Source organism: Rathayibacter sp. AY1C6, from assembly GCF_002931535.1.
GTDB lineage: Bacteria > Actinomycetota > Actinomycetes > Actinomycetales > Microbacteriaceae > Rathayibacter.
Genome location: NZ_PSWC01000020.1, coordinates 59,491 through 75,182, shown reverse-complemented (window position 1 = coordinate 75,182; position 15,692 = coordinate 59,491). Strand labels below are relative to the sequence as shown.

Sequence of the window (15,692 nt, the reverse complement as noted above, 5' to 3'; positions counted from 1 at the left end):
GCCGTGCTCGATGCCGAGCGAGATGATCCCGAGGATCGACGCGGCGTTGACCGGGGTCGCGTCGCCCTTGGCGACGAGGACCTTCTGACCCGACTTCGCCGCGGCCTGGCTGAAGAGCGAGGCGGGGCGGGCGTGGAGGCCCTTCGACGATGCAACCTGCACGGTGCGCTCGACCATGAACGTTTCTCCTTGATCCTGCAGTCGCGACTGCATCAGTGGTGCCCGGAGTCGGGCTCGCCCGGACGGACCGGGCGGGTGGAGGAGTCCCCGTCCGCGCCTGCGACGACCGCGCGAGCGGCGAAGAGGACGGGCAGGGTCTCGAGCACGGCATCGGCACCGTGCGCTCCGAAGACATCGGGCGGGAGGAGGGCGGCCGCGGCTCCCACGAGCTCCGCACGGTGGCGGAGTCCGTCGAACTGCGACTCGAGGTGCGGCCCCACGAGGAGGACGTCGGCCTCGGGGAGGGAGTGGTCGAGACCGTTGAGGGTCTCGGAGCGGAACACGGCATCCATGCCGCGCTCCTTCGCGCCCGCTCGCAGCCGGTGGGCCAGGAACGTGCTCGACGCGCCTGCACCGCAGACGATCAGGATCTTCCGCACCTCGTTCGCCTCCTCGCGTCCGGGTCGTGATTCATCCAAGCATCCCCTCGGAGGGGCGGCACCCTCCAGCAGACAATCTTCCGCGGGGGCGGAAGACGGCCCCTTCCACCCGCGGCGCGGGGGCTCCCGGGCGCGTCGCCGGGGTGATTGACTGACGGGACGTACGACTCGCCGCCCGCGTCCTGCGGGCCCGCGGCAGGGTCGTGGCGCTCCCGGCGCCCGCCCCGACCGCACGCCTGGAGCCTGATGCCTGACAACCGCGAACGACTGCTGGAGTACCTCTCCCGCGCCGACGGCTGGGTGACGGCGCACGAGCTCGCCGACAGGCTCGGAGTCACCACCCGCAGCGTCCGGAGCTACGTCACCGCGGTGAAGGCGCAGGCCGCCCCGCTGGAGCCGGTCGAGTCCTCCGCGAACGGCTACCGGCTCGCGCGCGAGGCGTACGCGGCGTACCTGGAGGCGCAGCGCAGCCGCGACGTCGAGCCCGACACACCGCGCGACCGGCTGTACAGCATCGTCCGCCGCCTGGTCGACTCCGACGAGGGCCTAAACGTCTTCGCCCTCGCCGACGCGCTGTCGGTGAGCGAGTCGACCGTCGACGCCGATCTGCGCCGGGTGAAGGCCCTCGCCGACGAGGCCGGCCTCGGGCTGGTCCGGCGCGGCCCGTCGGTGCGCCTCGAGGGCAGCGAGGAGGCCCGCCGCCGCCTGATCTCGCGGATGTTCCGCGACGAGAGCGCGCAGGGCGTCTTCACGCTCGACGACGTCCAGCGCGAGTTCGCCTCCCCCGGCCTCGGCGCCTTCAAGACCGAGCTGCTGGCCGAGCTCGAGACCCGCGGCTACTACATCAACGACTACGGCGTGAACAGCGTCCTCCTCCACATCGCGATCGCCGTCGACCGCGTCGCCCGGGGCATCGGGGACCCCTCCGGCTCCCGCCCCTCCCCCGCGATCCACGGCGAGCTCGCGGCCCTGCTGGCGGAGCTGGTGGAGCGGCACTTCGCGACGCGCCTGACCGACGCCGAGCTCGCCCAGCTCGCGATCCTGATGACGACGCGGGTGGCGACGCCCGGGCAGAACGAGCCGGTCGCCGCCGTGGTCGAGAACTACCTCGACCCGGAGGACCTCGCCGTCGTCCGCGAGCTCGTCGCCGACGTCAACCGCGAGTACCTGGTCGACCTCGACGACGAGGGCTTCATCGTCCGCCTCGCCCTGCACGTGCGGAACCTGATCGCCCGGGCCGCCGAGGGCGGCTACTCTCGCAACCCGCTCACCCGCTCGATCAAGACCAGCTACCCGATGACCTACGAGATCGCCGTGTTCCTGGCGAGCGGGCTGCAGCGCCGGCGGGGCGTCGTGGTCAACGAGGACGAGATCGCCTACATCGCCCTCCACGTCGGCTCGTTCCTCGAGCGGGTGTCCCGGCGGGAGGAGCGTCTGTCCTGCGTGATCGTCTGCCCCAACTACTACGACCTCGCTCACATGCTGCGCCTGCGCGTCGAGCGCTCGCTCGGCACCGAGGTGGAGGTGCGCTCGCTGATCACGCGGAGCGACGTCGACTGGGACCGGCTCACCGCCGACCTCGTGATCACCACGATCGACGAGCGCCCCGCGTCCGACGACGTCGTGGTCGTGCAGCCGTTCCTCACCGACCACGACGTCGAGACGGTACGCCGGGCCATCGCCCGCGTCCGCCGGCACCGCCGCCGCGCGCAGATCAAGGACGAGCTGCTGCAGTTCTTCGACGAGGAGCTGTTCTTCCGCAACGTGCACACGCGCGATGAGGCGGCGATGATCCGGATGCTGGGCGAGCGGATGATCGCCGGCGGCATCATCGACGAGGACTACGTCGACGGCGCCATCGAGCGCGAGCGGATGAGCTCCACGGCGTTCACCGACAACCTCGCGGTCCCGCACGCGATGGCGATGAGCGCCCGCCACACCTCCATCGCGATCGTCGTGAACGACACCGCGATGGAGTGGGGCGAGCAGCGGGTGAACGTGATCGCTATGATCGCGTTCGCCTCGGCCGGCCGCAGCACCTTCCAGTCGGTGTTCGACCAGTTCGTCGAGGTGTTCGCCGACCGGGCGGAGGTGCAGCGACTCATCCGGCGCTCCACGGACTTCGGCGGCTTCATCGAGGAGCTGGTGCGGGTGATCGACAGCTAGCCGACTCCCGCACTCCGGGTGGAGCCGGAGGGCGCTGTCGTCCTCCCGCTCCCGCGCTTCGTGGGCGCCCGACGGACCCCCGCCGGGCGCGAGAGGCCACGAGGAGCCTCCTCCGCATCGGATCGGAGGAGCTCCGCGTTGGGGCCTCTAGGCGAAGGGCGTCGGCACGATCCCGTAGGGGGCGAGGCCGGCCGCGCCGCCGTCGGCGAGCGTGGTGACCCAGATGCCGTCGTGGTGCACGGCGACGGAGTGCTCCCAGTGGGCGGCCATGCCGCTGTCCTCGGTCGCGACCGTCCACTCGTCCTCGCGGACGAAGGTCTCGGCGCTGCCCGCGGTGACCATCGGCTCGATCGCGACGACGAGTCCCGGCTTCACCTCGGGGCCGCGCTGGCGCACCCGGTAGTTGAAGACCGGCGGAGCCTCGTGCATGGTGCGCCCGATGCCGTGGCCGATGTAGTCGGTGAGGATGCCGTAGACGCGGCCCGAGCGCTCGGCCTCGTCCTCGATGTACTCCTCGATCGCCGCGCCGACCTCGTTGAGATGGCGGGCGGAGGCGAGGGCGGCGATCCCCCGCCACAGGGATCCCTCGGTCACCCGCGAGAGCTCGGCGCGTGCCGCGACCTCCTCCGGGCGGGAGGGATCGGGCAGGACCACCGTCATCGCGGAGTCGCCGTTCCAGCCGTCGATCTCGGCGCCGCTGTCGATGGAGACCAGGTCGCCCGGCTCGAGCACGCGCCCGCCGGGGATGCCGTGGACCACCTCGTCGTTGACCGAGGCGCAGATCGTGTGCCGGTAGCCCGGGACGAGCTGGAAGTTCGAGTGGCCGCCGAGCGCGACGATCGCCGCCTCGGCGATCGCGTCGAGCTCGAGCGTGGTGACGCCCGGGCGGACCGCCGCGCGGACCGCGTCGAGCGAGGCGGCCGTGGCGAGGCCCGGAGCGAGCATCGACCGCAGCTGCGCGGGCGTCTTGTAGAGCGAGGAGCGGAACGCCACGGCTCAGGCGGCCGGGGTGTCGAGGCGGCCCACGCGGTGGCCCTCGAGGGCGACGACGATCCGCTCGGTCACCTCGTCGACCGGCCCGAGGCCGTCGACCACGACCACGAGCCCGCGGGCCGCGTAGACGTCGATGAGCGGAGCGGTCTGCTCCTCGTAGAGCGCGAGTCGGCGCCGGATGACGTCCTCGGTGTCGTCGCTGCGCCCCTGCTCGAGCGAGCGCTTGAGCAGGCGGCCGACGACCTCGTCGGGATCGGCCGTCAGCTGGACGACCGCGTCGAGCCGGTTGTCGTCCGCGGCGAGGATGCGGTCGAGCTCGTCGACCTGCTCCGTGGTGCGCGGGTAGCCGTCGAGCAGGAACCCGGTCGACGCGTCCGCCTCCTGGAGGCGGTCGTGCACGATCGCGTTGGTCAGCTCGTCCGGCACGTAGCGCCCGTTGTCGAGGTAGGCCTTCGCCTGGAGACCGAGCTCGGTCTCGTTGGCGACGTTCGCGCGGAAGATGTCCCCGGTCGAGATGGCGGGCACCCGGAGGATGTCGCTCAGCCGAGCGGCCTGGGTCCCCTTGCCTGCGCCGGGAGGGCCGATCAGCAGGAGACGGAAGCCGATCGGGTGCGACGTCATCGGAGGAGTCCTTCGTAGTGGCGCTGCTGCAGCTGGGAGTCGATCTGCTTCACCGTCTCCAGGCCGACTCCGACGATGATCAGGATTGACGTGCCGCCGAAGGGGAAGTTCTGGTTCGCACCGACCAGCGCGAGGGCCACGAGGGGCACGAGCGCGATGAGGCCGAGGTAGACCGATCCGGGCAGCGTCACCCGGGTGAGCACGTAGTTGAGGTACTCGGCGGTCGGGCGGCCGGCGCGGATGCCGGGGATGAAGCCGCCGTAGCGCTTCATGTTGTCGGCGACCTCGTCCGGGTTGAAGGTGATCGCGACGTAGAAGTAGGTGAAGCCCACGATCAGGAGGAAGTACAGCGCCATGTAGAGCGGGTGATCGCCCTTGGTGAGGTAGTTCGTGATCCAGGTGACCCAGACCGGGGCCTCCTGGCCCGCGGCGGGCTGGTTGAACTGCGCGATGAGCGCGGGCAGGTACAGCAGCGACGAGGCGAAGATGACGGGCACGACGCCGGCCATGTTGACCTTGATCGGGATGTAGGTGTTGTTGCCGCCGTAGGTGCGGCGGCCGACCATCCGCTTGGCGTACTGCACGGGGATCCGCCGCTGCGACTGCTCCACGAAGACCACGGCGACCACGAGCACGAGGCCCACGCCGAGGACGAGGAGGAAGGTCTCGAAGCCGCGCGACTGCGCGATCGACCACAGGGAGGTGGGGAACTGGGCGGCGATCGAGGTGAAGATCAGCAGCGACATGCCGTTGCCGATGCCGCGCTCGGTGATGAGCTCGCCCATCCACATGATGATCCCGGTGCCCGCGGTCATGGTGATGACCATGAGGAGGATGGAGTACCACTCGTCGGTGATGATGAGCGCCGAGCACTCCGGGACGCCGGAGTTGCCGAAGAGGGCGCCCGAGCGGGCGACGGTGATCAGCGTCGTCGACTGGAGGACGCCGAGCGCGATGGTGAGGTACCGCGTGTACTGGGTGAGCTTGCCCTGACCGGACTGCCCCTCCTTGTACAGCGTCTCGAAGTGAGGGATGACCACGCGCAGCAGCTGCACGATGATCGACGCCGTGATGTACGGCATGATCCCGAGCGCGAAGATCGACAGCTGGAGCAGTGCTCCACCGCTGAAGAGGTTCACGAGCTCGTAGAGACCCGAGGTGCCCTGGTTGCCGGCGAGACAGGCCTGCACGGCGCTGAAGTCGACGAACGGAGCAGGGATGAAGGATCCCAGCCGGAAGATCGCCACGATCGCGAGGGTGAAGCCGATCTTGCGGCGGAGGTCGGGGGTGCGGAAGATCCGCGCAACGGCGCCAAACACTACCTAAGGTCTCCTGCTCAATTCTGTGGTGCGGGATACAGGTCGAGCTTGCCACGCACTCCCGGAGGGAGTCGGCGTGGCAAGCTCGACCGACAAGCTGCTGGTGCTACTTGATGGATCCGCCCGCAGCGACGATCTTCTGCTCGGCAGAGCTGGAGACCTTGTCGACCGCGACGTTCAGCTTAACCGCAATGTCGCCGTCCCCGAGGACTTTGACCTTCTCGTTCTTGCGGACAGCACCCTTGGCGACCAGGTCGCCGATGGTGACGTCGCCGCCCTGGGGGTAGAGCTCCGCGAGAGCGGACAGGTTCACGACCTGGTACTCGACCCGGAACGGGTTCTTGAAGCCGCGGAGCTTCGGGGTGCGCATGTGCAGCGGCATCTGCCCACCCTCGAAGCCGACGCGCACCTGGTAGCGGGCCTTGGTGCCCTTGGTGCCGCGACCGGCGGTCTTTCCCTTGGAGCCCTCACCGCGACCCACGCGGGTCTTGGCCTTCTTGGCTCCGGCAGCGGGGCGGAGGTGGTGGACCTTGAGCACGTGCTCCTTGGTCGCCGGCGCCGCCGCGCCCTTCGTGGTGGTCGCCTGCGCGGGAGTCGTGGACTCCGCGGCGGCGGCCTTCTTCGTCTCAGCCATTAGTCAATCTCCTCGACCTTCACCAGGTGGGCGACGGTCTTCACGTATCCGCGGTTCTGGGCGTTGTCCTCGCGGACGACGCTCTGACCGATCTTCCTGAGGCCGAGCGAGCGCAGCGTGTCGCGCTGGTACTGCTTCTCGCTGACCTTCGACTTGATCTGGGTCACCTTGAGCTGGGCCATCAGGCACCTGCCTTCGCGTTGGACGCGGCGGCGAGGGCGTCGGCCTCGGCACGGACGAGACGTGCCGGCGCGACCTGGTCGAAGTCGAGACCACGACGAGCGGCGACGGCGCGCGGCTCCTCGAGCTGCTTCAGAGCCTCGACGGTCGCGTGGACGATGTTGATGGTGTTCGACGAGCCGAGCGACTTGCTCAGGACGTCGTGGATGCCGGCGCACTCGAGGACGGCGCGGACGGGACCGCCGGCGATGACACCGGTACCCGCGGCGGCGGGGCGCAGGAGCACCACACCGGCGGCGGCCTCACCCTGGACGGGGTGCGGGATGGTCGAGGCGACGCGGGGGACGCGGAAGAAGTTCTTCTTCGCCTCCTCGACGCCCTTGGAGATGGCGGTCGGGACCTCGCGGGCCTTGCCGTAGCCGACGCCCACCAGTCCGTTGCCGTCTCCGACGACCACGAGCGCGGTGAAGCTGAAGCGACGGCCGCCCTTGACGACCTTCGACACGCGGTTGATGGTCACGACGCGCTCGAGGAACTGGCTCTTCTCGGCGTCACGGCCACCGCGGTCGCGGCCACCCTGGTTGCGGTCGCGGCCGCCGCGGCGGGGCTCACGAGCCTCCTGCTGCGGCTGCGTGGACGCAGCGGTCTCGACGGGGGCCTCCGACACAGCGGCGACCTCGGGTTCCTTGTTCTCTGCGGCGCTCACAGGTTGAGCCCTGCCTCTCGTGCTCCATCGGCGATCGCGGCGACGCGACCGGCGTACTTGTTGCCTCCGCGGTCGAAGACGACCGCCTCGACACCGGCGTTCTTGGCGCGCTCGGCGACGAGCTCGCCGACCTTGCGGGCCTTGGCGGTCTTGTCGCCGTCGAACACGCGCAGGTCGGCCTCGAGGGTCGACGCCGACGCGAGGGTGCGGCCCTGAGCGTCGTCGACGACCTGCACGAAGACGTGGCGGGCCGAGCGGTTGACGACGAGGCGGGGGCGCTCGGCGGATCCGACGACCTTCTTGCGCAGACGGTCGTGACGACGACCGCGCGCAGCGGACTTGCTCTTTCCTCTGGTTCCGAGTCCCATGATCACTTACCGCTCTTTCCGGCCTTGCGGCGAACGACCTCGCCGGCGTAGCGCACGCCCTTGCCCTTGTAGGGCTCGGGCTTGCGGATCTTACGAATGTTGGCGGCCACCTCACCGACGGCCTGCTTCGAGATGCCGTGCACGGTGAGCTTGTTGTTGCCCTCGACCGTGAACGAGATGCCCGCGGGCGGGGTGACGACGACCGGGTGCGAGAAGCCGAGCGCGAACTCGATGTCCGAGCCCCTCGCCAGCACGCGGTAACCGGTTCCGACGACCTCGAGGCCCTTGGAGTAGCCCTGCGTGACACCGATGATGTCGTTCGCGATGAGCGTGCGGGTGAGGCCGTGGAGCGAGCGCGACTCGCGCTCGTCATCGGGACGCGAGACCAGCACCTGGCCGTTCTCGACGGACACCTGGATGGGGCTGGCGACCGAGACGGTCAGCTCGCCCTTGGGGCCCTTGACGGTCACAGCGGATCCGGCGACGGAGACGTCGACGCCCGCCGGGATCTCGATGGGGAGTCTTCCAATACGCGACATGAGGGGTTACCACACGTAGGCGAGGACTTCCCCACCCACGCCCTTCTTCTCGGCCTGGCGGTCGGTCAGGAGACCGCTCGAGGTGGACAGGATGGCGACGCCGAGGCCGCCGAGCACGGTGGGGATCTCGGCCGACTTCGCGTACACGCGGAGTCCGGGCTTCGAGACCCGCTTGATGCCGGCGATCGAGCGCTCGCGGTTCGGGCCGTACTTGAGGGAGATGGAGAGCGTCGTGCCGACGCGCGCCTCCTCGACCTTCCAGTCGGCGATGTAGCCCTCGGTCTTGAGGATCTCGGCGATGTTCGCCTTGAGCTTCGAGCCCGGGAGGGTGATGGAGTCGTGATGCGCGGAGTTCGCGTTACGGATTCTGGTCAGCAGATCTGCGACCGGATCAGTCATGGTCATGGCTGATGGTGCCTTTCTCGCCTGGTTTCGGCACCCTTTACAAGAGTGACGACCTGTGGTGTGGGACGGCGCCGACGACGTCGACGCCCATGCGGCCGCGCGAACGCACGCCAACGAGCCATGCTACATGGCCGAGGTCCTGCGGTCGAGGGCCGATCGTGCACGGGATCCGGGATCCCGCGAGGCGCCCGCCGCCGGCTCCGGACGGACCGGTCCGGCGGCGGACGCACGACGAGGCCGGAGGGCGGTTCTCACCGTCCCCCGGCCTCGAGGCTTGCTGCTTACGCGTTGTCCGACGACTTGAACGGGAAGCCGAGCTGCTTGAGCAGCGCGCGACCCTCGTCGTCGGTCTTGGCGGTGGTCACGACGGTCACGTCGAAGCCGCGGACGCGGTCGATGCGGTCCTGGTCGATCTCGTGGAAGATCGACTGCTCCGTGATGCCGAAGGTGTAGTTGCCGTTGCCGTCGAACTGGCGGTCCGACAGCCCGCGGAAGTCGCGGATGCGGGGCAGCGCCACCGAGAGCAGGCGGTCCAGGAACTCCCAGGCGCGGTCGCCCCGGAGGGTGACGTGAGCGCCGATGGCCTGACCCTCGCGCAGCTTGAACTGCGCGATGGACTTGCGGGCCTTGGTGACCTGCGGCTTCTGACCGGTGATGGCGGTGAGGTCCTTGACCGCGCCGTCGATGATCTTGCCGTCGCGGGCGGCCTCACCGACACCGGTGTTGACGACGACCTTGATCAGGCCGGGGACCTGGTGGACGTTGCCGAAGCCGAACTGCTCCTTGAGAGCGGGGATGATGTCGGCCTGGTACTTGGCCTTGAGCCGCGGCTGAACCTTCGCAGCCACTGCGGTGGTGTCAGTCATTACAGTTCCTCACCCGACGCCTTCGCGTAGCGCACGCGAACGGTCTTGGTCACGCCGTCCTTGGTGACGGCCACGTTGCGGTGGCCGACCCGGGTCGGCTTCTTGGTCTTCGGGTCGACGAGCGCGACGTTGGAGATGTGGATCGAGGCCTCGACGGTCTCGATGCCGCCCTCCTTCGAGCCGCGCTGCGTCTGGCCGACGCGGACGTGCTTCTTGACGAAGTTCACGCCCTCGACGACGACGCGGTTGCGCTCGACCAGCACCTCGAGGACCTTGCCCTGCTTGCCGCGGTCTCCACCGCGGGCCTGGGTAGCGCCCGAGATGACCTGGACGAGGTCACCCTTCTTGATCTTGGCCATGACTAGATAACCTCCGGTGCCAGCGAGACGATCTTCATGAACTTCTTGTCGCGGAGCTCGCGACCGACCGGTCCGAAGATGCGGGTGCCACGGGGGTCCCCGTCGTTCTTGAGGATGACGGCGGCGTTCTCGTCGAACTTGATGTACGAGCCGTCGGCGCGACGGGTCTGCTTGATGGTGCGGACGATGACGGCCTTGACCACGTCGCCCTTCTTCACGTTGCCACCGGGGATCGCGTCCTTGACGGTGGCGACGATGATGTCACCGAGGCCCGCGTAGCGGCGGCCGGAGCCTCCGAGGACGCGGATGGTGAGGAGCATCTTGGCGCCGGTGTTGTCGGCGACCTTGACTCGGGATTCTTGCTGAAGCATGTGTCTCTCCTGCTAACTCAAGTAGGCCGCGGCCTACTTGGCCTTCTCGAGGATCTCGACCAGGCGCCAGCGCTTGGTGGCGCTGAGGGGACGGGTCTCGCTGATGACGACGGAGTCGCCGATGCCGGCGGAGTTCAGCTCGTCGTGGACCTTGACCTTGGACGTACGGCGGATGACCTTGCCGTACAGCGGGTGCTTCACCCGGTCCTCGACCTCGACGACGATGGTCTTGTCCATCTTGTCGCTGGTGACGTAGCCGCGACGGGTCTTGCGGTATCCGCGAGCGCCCGCCTCCTTCACGTCGTGGGCGGCCGACTCGTGGCCGGCGCTGTCATTGACGGTTGCCATTACTTGGCCTCCTCGTTCGACTCGGTCGCCTCGACCTCGGCCTTGGCGGCCTTCTTGGTCTTGGGCTTCTTCTCCGCCTTGGCCGGGGCCTCGACGGGTGCGGGGGTGGCGCGGATGCCCAGCTCGCGCTCACGGATGACCGTGTAGATGCGGGCGATGTCGCGCTTGACGGCACGCAGGCGGCCGTTGGTGTCCAGCTGACCGGTGGCCGACTGGAAGCGGAGGTTGAACAGCTCCTCCTTGGCCTTCTTCAGCTCGGTGACGAGACGCTCGTCCTCGTAGGTGTCGAGCTCGGCGGGGGCGAGCTCCTTGGATCCGATCGCCATTACGCGTCTCCCTCCTCGCGCTTGATGATGCGTGCCTTGAGGGGCAGCTTGTGGATGGCACGGGTCATGGCCTCACGAGCGAGCTGCTCGTCGACGCCGGCGACCTCGAAGAGGACGCGACCCGGCTTGACGTTCGCGACCCACCACTCCGGCGAGCCCTTACCGGAACCCATGCGGGTCTCGGCGGGCTTCTTGGTGAGCGGACGGTCGGGGTAGATGTTGATCCACACCTTTCCGCCGCGCTTGATGTGACGCGTCATCGCGATACGAGCGGACTCGATCTGACGGTTGGTCACGTAGGCGGGGGTGAGGGCCTGGATGCCGAACTCACCGAACGACACCTTGGTGCCACCGGTGGCCTGGCCGGACCGGCCCGGGTGGTGCTGCTTGCGGTGCTTGACTCGACGCGGAATCAACATGGTTATGCCTCAACTCCTGCTGCGACGGGCGCCTCGCTCTGCTGGCGGGGTGCACGGCGCGGACGGTCGCTGCGCTCGGGGCGCGACGACTTGCTGTTCGCCTGCTCGCGGGCGAGCTCCTTGTTGGTGATGTCGCCCTTGTAGATCCAGACCTTCACGCCGATGCGGCCGAAGGTGGTCTTCGCCTCGTAGAAGCCGTAGTCGATGTTCGCGCGGAGGGTGTGCAGCGGCACGCGTCCCTCGCGGTAGAACTCCGAGCGGCTCATCTCGGCGCCGCCGAGGCGGCCGGAGACCTGGATGCGGACGCCCTTGGCGCCGGCGCGCTGAGCACCCTGCAGGCCCTTGCGCATCGCGCGGCGGAAGGCCACGCGGGCGGAGAGCTGCTCGGCGATACCCTGGGCGACCAGCTGAGCCTCGGCCTCGGGGTTCTTGACCTCGAGGATGTTCAGCTGGATCTGCTTGCCCGTGAGCTTCTCGAGGTCGGCACGGATGCGCTCGGCCTCGGCGCCGCGGCGGCCGATCACGATGCCCGGGCGGGCGGTGTGGATGTCGACGCGGACCCGGTCACGGGTGCGCTCGATCTCGATGCGGGCGACGCCCGCACGGTCGAGCTGCGTGGCGAGGAGTCGGCGGATCTTGACGTCCTCGGCGAGGTAGTCGCTGTACCGCTGGCCCTTCTTGGTGCTGTCGGAGAACCAGCGCGACACGTGGTCGGTGGTGATTCCCAGACGGAAACCGTAGGGGTTTACTTTCTGACCCATTACTTGGTCCCCTCCTCAGGAGTGGCCAGCACGACGGTGATGTGGCTGGTGCGCTTGTTGATGCGGAAGGCACGACCCTGAGCACGGGGCTGGAATCGCTTGAGGGTGGTTCCCTCATCGACGAAGGCGCGGGACACGATCAGGTCCTGGTCGTCGAGGTACTCGTTCGAGGCATCGGCCTTGACGCGAGCGTTGGCCATCGCCGAGGCGACGAGCTTGTAGACGGGCTCGGACGCACCCTGCGGCGCGAACTTCAGGATGGCCAGTGCCTCCTGAGCCTGCTTCCCGCGGATCAGGTTCACGACACGGCGAGCCTTCTGGGGGGTGACGCGGATGTGTCGCACGCGTGCGATCGACTCCACCATTTCTCTCCTCCTTCTCGTCGCCGCGTCAGCGGCGACGGCCCTTCTTGTCGTCCTTCTCGTGACCGCGGAAGGTCCGAGTGGGGGCGAACTCGCCGAGCTTGTGGCCGACCATGGTCTCGGTCACGAACACAGGGATGTGCTTGCGACCGTCGTGGACCGCGATGGTGTGGCCCAGCATCGCCGGGATGATCATCGAACGGCGCGACCAGGTCTTGATGACGTTCTTGTTGCCGGCTTCGTTGGCCGTGAACACCTTGCGGAGCAGGTGGTCGTCAACGAAGGGGCCCTTCTTGAGACTGCGAGGCATCTTCTACAACTCCTACTTGCGCTTCTTACCGGCGGTGCGGCGGCGAACGATGAGCTTGTCGCTCTCCTTGTTGGGGCGACGGGTGCGTCCCTCGGACTGACCCCACGGGCTGACCGGGTGGCGTCCACCGGAGGTCTTGCCCTCTCCACCACCGTGCGGGTGGTCGACCGGGTTCATCGCGACACCGCGGACGGTCGGGCGGACGCCCTTCCAGCGCATGCGGCCGGCCTTGCCCCAGTTGATGTTCGACTGCTCGGCGTTGCCGACCTCGCCGATCGTGGCGCGGCAGCGCGCATCGACGTTGCGGATCTCGCCCGACGGCAGGCGGAGCTGCGCGTAGGGGCCGTCCTTGGCGACGAGGCGGACCGAGGTGCCGGCCGAGCGGGCGAGCTTGGCGCCGCCTCCCGGCTTGATCTCGATGGCGTGGATGACCGTACCGGTCGGGATGTTGCGCAGCGGCAGGTTGTTGCCGGGCTTGATGTCGGCGCCGGCGCCCGACTCCACGACGTCGCCCTGCGAGAGCTTGTTCGGGGCCAGGATGTAGCGCTTGGTGCCGTCCACGAAGTGGAGCAGCGCGATGCGCGCCGTGCGGTTGGGGTCGTACTCGATGTGAGCGACCTTGGCGTTGACGCCGTCCTTGTCGTTGCGACGGAAGTCGATCAGACGGTACTGGCGCTTGTGGCCACCACCGATGTGACGCGTCGTGATGCGGCCGGAGTTGTTGCGGCCACCGGTCTTGGACAGCGGGCGCAGGAGCGACTTCTCGGGCGTCGAGCGGGTGATCTCGGCGAAGTCGGCAACGCTGGAGCCGCGGCGACCGGGGGTCGTGGGCTTGTACTTACGAATAGCCATTGTCTGTTTCCTCTACGCTTCTTCGGCTCAGCCGACGCTCGTGAAGATGTCGATGGAGCCGGACTTCAGCGTGACGATCGCGCGCTTGGTGTCCTTGCGCTTGCCGGTGCCGAACTTCGTGCGGCGGGTCTTGCCCTGGCGGTTCAGCGTGTTGATCGACGCGACCTCGACGCCGAAGATCTTCTCGATGGCGAGCTTGATCTCGGTCTTGTTCGAACGCGGGTCGACCACGAAGGTGTACTTGCCCTCGTCGATCAGGCCGTAGGACTTCTCCGAGACCACCGGGGAGATGATGACGTCGCGGGGGTCCTTGTTGAACGCGGCGGACTGGCTCATGCGTTCACCTCTTCCTTGTTGGACTCGACGCCCGACTTGGCCGCGATGAACGCGTCGAGCGCGCCCTTCGAGAACACGATGTCGTCGGAGACGAGCACGTCGTACGCGTTGAGCTGGTCGGCCGGCAGGATGTGCACGAACGGCACGTTGCGGAGCGAGAGCTCGGCGATGTAGTCGTCGCGCTCGAGCACCACGAGGACGTTGCGCGACACCGAGAGGGCGTCGAGCAGGACGAGGACGTCCTTGGTCCGGGGGGTGTCGCCGAGGGCGAGGGACTCGACCACGTGGATGCGGGCACCGCGGGCGCGGTCCGAGAGAGCGCCGAGCAGAGCCGCGGCGATCATCTTCTTGGGGGTGCGCTGCGCGTAGCTGCGGGGGGTCGGTCCGTGGACCACGCCACCACCGGTCATGTGCGGGGCGCGGATCGAGCCCTGACGAGCGCGACCGGTTCCCTTCTGCTTGAACGGCTTGCGACCGGCTCCGGAGACCTCACCGCGGTTCTTCGTCTTGTGGGTTCCCTGGCGCGCCGCGGCGAGCTGGGCCACGACGACCTGGTGGATGAGGGGGATGTTGGTCTGGACGTCGAAGAGTGCGGCGGGGAGCTCGACCGAGCCCGCCTTCTGGCCCTTGACGTCGATGATGTCGACAGAGGTAGCCATGGAACTACGCTCCCTTCACGGCGTTGCGAACGAACACGAGGCGACCGCGGGCACCGGGGACGGCGCCCTTGACGAGCAGCAGGCCCTTCTCGGCGTCGACGGAGTGCACCTTGAGGTTGAGCACGGTGACGCGCTCGCCACCCATGCGACCGGCCATGCGCATGCCCTTGAAGACACGGCTGGGGGTCGAGGAGGCGCCGATGGAGCCGGGCTTGCGGTGGTTGCGGTGCGAACCGTGCGAAGCCGAGACGCCCTTGAAGTTGTGACGCTTCATGACGCCGGCGAAGCCCTTGCCCTTGCTGGTGCCGACGACGTCGACCTTGGTGCCGGCCTCGAAGACGGCGTCCACGGTCAGCTCCTGGCCGGCCGAGTAGTCGGCGGCGTCGGAGGTGCGGACCTCGGTGAGGTGGCGGCGGGGGGTGACGCCCGCGGCGTCGAAGTGACCGGCGGCGGGCTTGTTCACCTTGCGCGGGTCGATCGCACCGGCGGCGAGCTGGACGGCGGTGTAGCCGTCCTTCTCCTCCGTGCGGACCTGGGTCACGACATTGGGGCTGATCTCGATGACGGTGACCGGCACGAGCTTGTTGTTCTCGTCCCAGACCTGGGTCATTCCGAGCTTGGTGCCGAGGAGGCCCTTGCTGGTCTTCAGCGTGGGGGAAACAGTGACAGACATGGTGGCACTCCTCCTTAGAGCTTGATCTCGATGTTGACGTCGGCCGGCAGGTCGAGCCGCATGAGCGAGTCGACGGCCTTGGGCGTCGGGTCGATGATGTCGATGAGGCGCTTGTGGGTGCGCATCTCGAAGTGCTCGCGGCTGTCCTTGTACTTGTGGGGAGAACGGATCACGCAGACCACGTTCTTCTCGGTCGGCAACGGCACGGGGCCGACCACTGTTGCACCGGCACGGGTGACCGTGTCGACGATCTTGCGCGCCGACGTGTCGATGACCTCGTGGTCGTACGACTTCAGTCGGATGCGGATCTTCTGTCCCGCCATGTGTGATCTCTCACTCTCTTGTTATTGCGTCGTACGCGACTCCCCCGGCCGGAGCCGGACTCGTCTCGCATTGGACGCGCTCGCGAAGGAACTCCGGTGACCCGGAAAAGTGCAACCAGTGTTCTTCTGTCAAAAGCACCGCACCCTCGGGGCGCTCCGATCGGCGTGCAGAACGCACGACGCACGGAGAGACCGTT

At 68.3% G+C, this 15,692-nt stretch carries 26 protein-coding genes; 1 reads left to right on the top strand and 25 read right to left on the bottom strand.

What is annotated here, in order from left to right:
• Nucleotides 1–177 (bottom strand): HPr family phosphocarrier protein (locus tag C5D36_RS12675; protein WP_104255706.1); only part of this gene is annotated, 177 nt, incomplete at its 3' end.
• A gap of 35 nt (nucleotides 178–212) precedes the next feature.
• Nucleotides 213–638 (bottom strand): PTS sugar transporter subunit IIB, encoded by a 426-nt coding sequence (locus C5D36_RS12670; RefSeq protein WP_181072886.1) that lies wholly within the window; start codon nucleotides 636–638, stop codon nucleotides 213–215.
• A 207-nt stretch (nucleotides 639–845) separates the two neighbouring features.
• On the opposite strand from C5D36_RS12670, the gene C5D36_RS12665 reads away from it, so the two are divergent.
• Nucleotides 846–2,765, top strand: coding sequence for a transcription antiterminator (locus C5D36_RS12665; protein WP_104295969.1), 1,920 nt, complete (start codon nucleotides 846–848; stop codon nucleotides 2,763–2,765).
• 147 nt (nucleotides 2,766–2,912) lie between these two features.
• Here the strand turns inward: C5D36_RS12665 and map are convergent, their stop codons facing one another.
• The 23 genes from map to rpsJ form a co-directional block, all read right to left on the bottom strand.
• Nucleotides 2,913–3,758 (bottom strand): type I methionyl aminopeptidase, encoded by an 846-nt coding sequence (map, locus tag C5D36_RS12660; protein ID WP_104295968.1) that lies wholly within the window; start codon nucleotides 3,756–3,758, stop codon nucleotides 2,913–2,915.
• Between the two features lie 3 nt (nucleotides 3,759–3,761).
• On the bottom strand, nucleotides 3,762–4,379 hold the full coding sequence (locus C5D36_RS12655; protein ID WP_181028829.1) for an adenylate kinase: 618 nt from the start codon (nucleotides 4,377–4,379) through the stop codon (nucleotides 3,762–3,764).
• Nucleotides 4,376–5,698 carry a preprotein translocase subunit SecY gene (gene secY / locus C5D36_RS12650; RefSeq protein WP_104224557.1) on the bottom strand — a complete coding sequence of 441 codons (1,323 nt, stop codon included), beginning with the start codon at nucleotides 5,696–5,698 and terminating at the stop codon, nucleotides 4,376–4,378. The genes C5D36_RS12655 and secY overlap by 4 nt, the downstream gene beginning before the upstream one ends.
• Nucleotides 5,699–5,804: 106 nt before the next feature.
• A complete protein-coding gene (gene rplO, locus C5D36_RS12645; protein WP_104226755.1) occupies nucleotides 5,805–6,332 on the bottom strand; it encodes a 50S ribosomal protein L15 in 528 nt (175 codons plus the stop codon).
• Nucleotides 6,332–6,514 carry a 50S ribosomal protein L30 gene (rpmD, locus tag C5D36_RS12640; RefSeq protein WP_181024623.1) on the bottom strand — a complete coding sequence of 61 codons (183 nt, stop codon included), beginning with the start codon at nucleotides 6,512–6,514 and terminating at the stop codon, nucleotides 6,332–6,334. The genes rplO and rpmD overlap by 1 nt, the downstream gene beginning before the upstream one ends.
• The gene (rpsE, locus tag C5D36_RS12635; RefSeq protein WP_104224559.1) at nucleotides 6,514–7,218 is read right to left on the bottom strand and encodes a 30S ribosomal protein S5; all 705 of its coding nucleotides are present in this window, start codon (nucleotides 7,216–7,218) and stop codon (nucleotides 6,514–6,516) included. The genes rpmD and rpsE overlap by 1 nt, the downstream gene beginning before the upstream one ends.
• Nucleotides 7,215–7,586 carry a 50S ribosomal protein L18 gene (rplR, locus tag C5D36_RS12630; protein ID WP_056037296.1) on the bottom strand — a complete coding sequence of 124 codons (372 nt, stop codon included), beginning with the start codon at nucleotides 7,584–7,586 and terminating at the stop codon, nucleotides 7,215–7,217. The genes rpsE and rplR overlap by 4 nt, the downstream gene beginning before the upstream one ends.
• Before the next feature lie 2 nt (nucleotides 7,587–7,588).
• Entirely contained in the window at nucleotides 7,589–8,125 is a 537-nt protein-coding gene (rplF, locus tag C5D36_RS12625; RefSeq protein ID WP_104295967.1) for a 50S ribosomal protein L6, read from the bottom strand.
• Nucleotides 8,126–8,131: 6 nt separating this feature from the next.
• Nucleotides 8,132–8,530 carry a 30S ribosomal protein S8 gene (rpsH, locus tag C5D36_RS12620; protein WP_068209423.1) on the bottom strand — a complete coding sequence of 133 codons (399 nt, stop codon included), beginning with the start codon at nucleotides 8,528–8,530 and terminating at the stop codon, nucleotides 8,132–8,134.
• 281 nt (nucleotides 8,531–8,811) lie between these two features.
• Nucleotides 8,812–9,396 (bottom strand): 50S ribosomal protein L5, encoded by a 585-nt coding sequence (gene rplE / locus C5D36_RS12615; RefSeq protein ID WP_104233919.1) that lies wholly within the window; start codon nucleotides 9,394–9,396, stop codon nucleotides 8,812–8,814.
• Nucleotides 9,396–9,755, bottom strand: a complete 360-nt coding sequence (gene rplX / locus C5D36_RS12610) for a 50S ribosomal protein L24 (protein ID WP_104224561.1) — start codon at nucleotides 9,753–9,755, stop codon at nucleotides 9,396–9,398. The genes rplE and rplX overlap by 1 nt, the downstream gene beginning before the upstream one ends.
• Before the next feature lie 2 nt (nucleotides 9,756–9,757).
• Nucleotides 9,758–10,126 (bottom strand): 50S ribosomal protein L14, encoded by a 369-nt coding sequence (gene rplN, locus C5D36_RS12605; protein ID WP_104224562.1) that lies wholly within the window; start codon nucleotides 10,124–10,126, stop codon nucleotides 9,758–9,760.
• 33 nt (nucleotides 10,127–10,159) lie between these two features.
• Nucleotides 10,160–10,474, bottom strand: a complete 315-nt coding sequence (gene rpsQ, locus C5D36_RS12600) for a 30S ribosomal protein S17 (RefSeq protein ID WP_104224563.1) — start codon at nucleotides 10,472–10,474, stop codon at nucleotides 10,160–10,162.
• Nucleotides 10,474–10,800 (bottom strand): 50S ribosomal protein L29, encoded by a 327-nt coding sequence (gene rpmC, locus C5D36_RS12595; RefSeq protein WP_104224564.1) that lies wholly within the window; start codon nucleotides 10,798–10,800, stop codon nucleotides 10,474–10,476. The genes rpsQ and rpmC overlap by 1 nt, the downstream gene beginning before the upstream one ends.
• Entirely contained in the window at nucleotides 10,800–11,219 is a 420-nt protein-coding gene (gene rplP / locus C5D36_RS12590) for a 50S ribosomal protein L16 (protein ID WP_068209436.1), read from the bottom strand. Before rplP ends, rpmC begins: the two co-directional genes overlap by 1 nt.
• 2 nt (nucleotides 11,220–11,221) lie before the next feature.
• Complete coding sequence (gene rpsC, locus C5D36_RS12585; protein ID WP_068209439.1) at nucleotides 11,222–11,980, bottom strand: 30S ribosomal protein S3; 759 nt, start codon at nucleotides 11,978–11,980, stop codon at nucleotides 11,222–11,224.
• Nucleotides 11,980–12,345 carry a 50S ribosomal protein L22 gene (gene rplV, locus C5D36_RS12580; RefSeq protein WP_077221988.1) on the bottom strand — a complete coding sequence of 122 codons (366 nt, stop codon included), beginning with the start codon at nucleotides 12,343–12,345 and terminating at the stop codon, nucleotides 11,980–11,982. Before rplV ends, rpsC begins: the two co-directional genes overlap by 1 nt.
• A 25-nt stretch (nucleotides 12,346–12,370) precedes the next feature.
• A complete protein-coding gene (gene rpsS, locus C5D36_RS12575; protein WP_055787078.1) occupies nucleotides 12,371–12,652 on the bottom strand; it encodes a 30S ribosomal protein S19 in 282 nt (93 codons plus the stop codon).
• Between the two features lie 12 nt (nucleotides 12,653–12,664).
• On the bottom strand, nucleotides 12,665–13,504 hold the full coding sequence (rplB, locus tag C5D36_RS12570; RefSeq protein WP_068251462.1) for a 50S ribosomal protein L2: 840 nt from the start codon (nucleotides 13,502–13,504) through the stop codon (nucleotides 12,665–12,667).
• A 27-nt stretch (nucleotides 13,505–13,531) separates the two neighbouring features.
• Entirely contained in the window at nucleotides 13,532–13,840 is a 309-nt protein-coding gene (rplW, locus tag C5D36_RS12565; RefSeq protein WP_068209445.1) for a 50S ribosomal protein L23, read from the bottom strand.
• Nucleotides 13,837–14,499, bottom strand: coding sequence for a 50S ribosomal protein L4 (gene rplD, locus C5D36_RS12560; protein WP_104224565.1), 663 nt, complete (start codon nucleotides 14,497–14,499; stop codon nucleotides 13,837–13,839). The genes rplW and rplD overlap by 4 nt, the downstream gene beginning before the upstream one ends.
• Before the next feature lie 4 nt (nucleotides 14,500–14,503).
• Nucleotides 14,504–15,172, bottom strand: coding sequence for a 50S ribosomal protein L3 (gene rplC, locus C5D36_RS12555; RefSeq protein ID WP_104224566.1), 669 nt, complete (start codon nucleotides 15,170–15,172; stop codon nucleotides 14,504–14,506).
• A 14-nt stretch (nucleotides 15,173–15,186) separates the two neighbouring features.
• Nucleotides 15,187–15,495, bottom strand: coding sequence for a 30S ribosomal protein S10 (gene rpsJ, locus C5D36_RS12550; protein ID WP_005050520.1), 309 nt, complete (start codon nucleotides 15,493–15,495; stop codon nucleotides 15,187–15,189).
• Nucleotides 15,496–15,692: the final 197 nt, after the last annotated feature.

Excerpts from the sequence above, each read along its gene's own strand:
- rpsC (WP_068209439.1), bottom strand. The coding sequence starts at position 11,980 with ATGGGTCAGAAAGTAAACCCCTACGGTTTCCGTCTGGGAATCACCACC.
- rpsJ (WP_005050520.1), bottom strand. The coding sequence starts at position 15,495 with ATGGCGGGACAGAAGATCCGCATCCGACTGAAGTCGTACGACCACGAG.
- rplF (WP_104295967.1), bottom strand. The coding sequence starts at position 8,125 with ATGTCGCGTATTGGAAGACTCCCCATCGAGATCCCGGCGGGCGTCGAC.
- rpsS (WP_055787078.1), bottom strand. The coding sequence starts at position 12,652 with ATGCCTCGCAGTCTCAAGAAGGGCCCCTTCGTTGACGACCACCTGCTC.
- rplE (WP_104233919.1), bottom strand. The coding sequence starts at position 9,396 with ATGACTGACACCACCGCAGTGGCTGCGAAGGTTCAGCCGCGGCTCAAG.
- rplD (WP_104224565.1), bottom strand. The coding sequence starts at position 14,499 with ATGGCTACCTCTGTCGACATCATCGACGTCAAGGGCCAGAAGGCGGGC.
- rpsQ (WP_104224563.1), bottom strand. The coding sequence starts at position 10,474 with ATGGCAACCGTCAATGACAGCGCCGGCCACGAGTCGGCCGCCCACGAC.
- rplC (WP_104224566.1), bottom strand. The coding sequence starts at position 15,172 with ATGTCTGTCACTGTTTCCCCCACGCTGAAGACCAGCAAGGGCCTCCTC.
- rplO (WP_104226755.1), bottom strand. The coding sequence starts at position 6,332 with ATGGCTGAGACGAAGAAGGCCGCCGCCGCGGAGTCCACGACTCCCGCG.
- rplV (WP_077221988.1), bottom strand. The coding sequence starts at position 12,345 with ATGGTGGAGTCGATCGCACGCGTGCGACACATCCGCGTCACCCCCCAG.
- rplN (WP_104224562.1), bottom strand. The coding sequence starts at position 10,126 with ATGCTTCAGCAAGAATCCCGAGTCAAGGTCGCCGACAACACCGGCGCC.
- rplB (WP_068251462.1), bottom strand. The coding sequence starts at position 13,504 with ATGGCTATTCGTAAGTACAAGCCCACGACCCCCGGTCGCCGCGGCTCC.
- rplR (WP_056037296.1), bottom strand. The coding sequence starts at position 7,586 with ATGGGACTCGGAACCAGAGGAAAGAGCAAGTCCGCTGCGCGCGGTCGT.
- C5D36_RS12665 (WP_104295969.1), top strand. The coding sequence starts at position 846 with ATGCCTGACAACCGCGAACGACTGCTGGAGTACCTCTCCCGCGCCGAC.
- rplW (WP_068209445.1), bottom strand. The coding sequence starts at position 13,840 with ATGAGCCAGTCCGCCGCGTTCAACAAGGACCCCCGCGACGTCATCATC.
- rplX (WP_104224561.1), bottom strand. The coding sequence starts at position 9,755 with ATGGCCAAGATCAAGAAGGGTGACCTCGTCCAGGTCATCTCGGGCGCT.
- rpmC (WP_104224564.1), bottom strand. The coding sequence starts at position 10,800 with ATGGCGATCGGATCCAAGGAGCTCGCCCCCGCCGAGCTCGACACCTAC.
- C5D36_RS12655 (WP_181028829.1), bottom strand. The coding sequence starts at position 4,379 with ATGACGTCGCACCCGATCGGCTTCCGTCTCCTGCTGATCGGCCCTCCC.
- rpmD (WP_181024623.1), bottom strand. The coding sequence starts at position 6,514 with ATGGCCCAGCTCAAGGTGACCCAGATCAAGTCGAAGGTCAGCGAGAAG.
- rpsH (WP_068209423.1), bottom strand. The coding sequence starts at position 8,530 with ATGACCATGACTGATCCGGTCGCAGATCTGCTGACCAGAATCCGTAAC.
- rplP (WP_068209436.1), bottom strand. The coding sequence starts at position 11,219 with ATGTTGATTCCGCGTCGAGTCAAGCACCGCAAGCAGCACCACCCGGGC.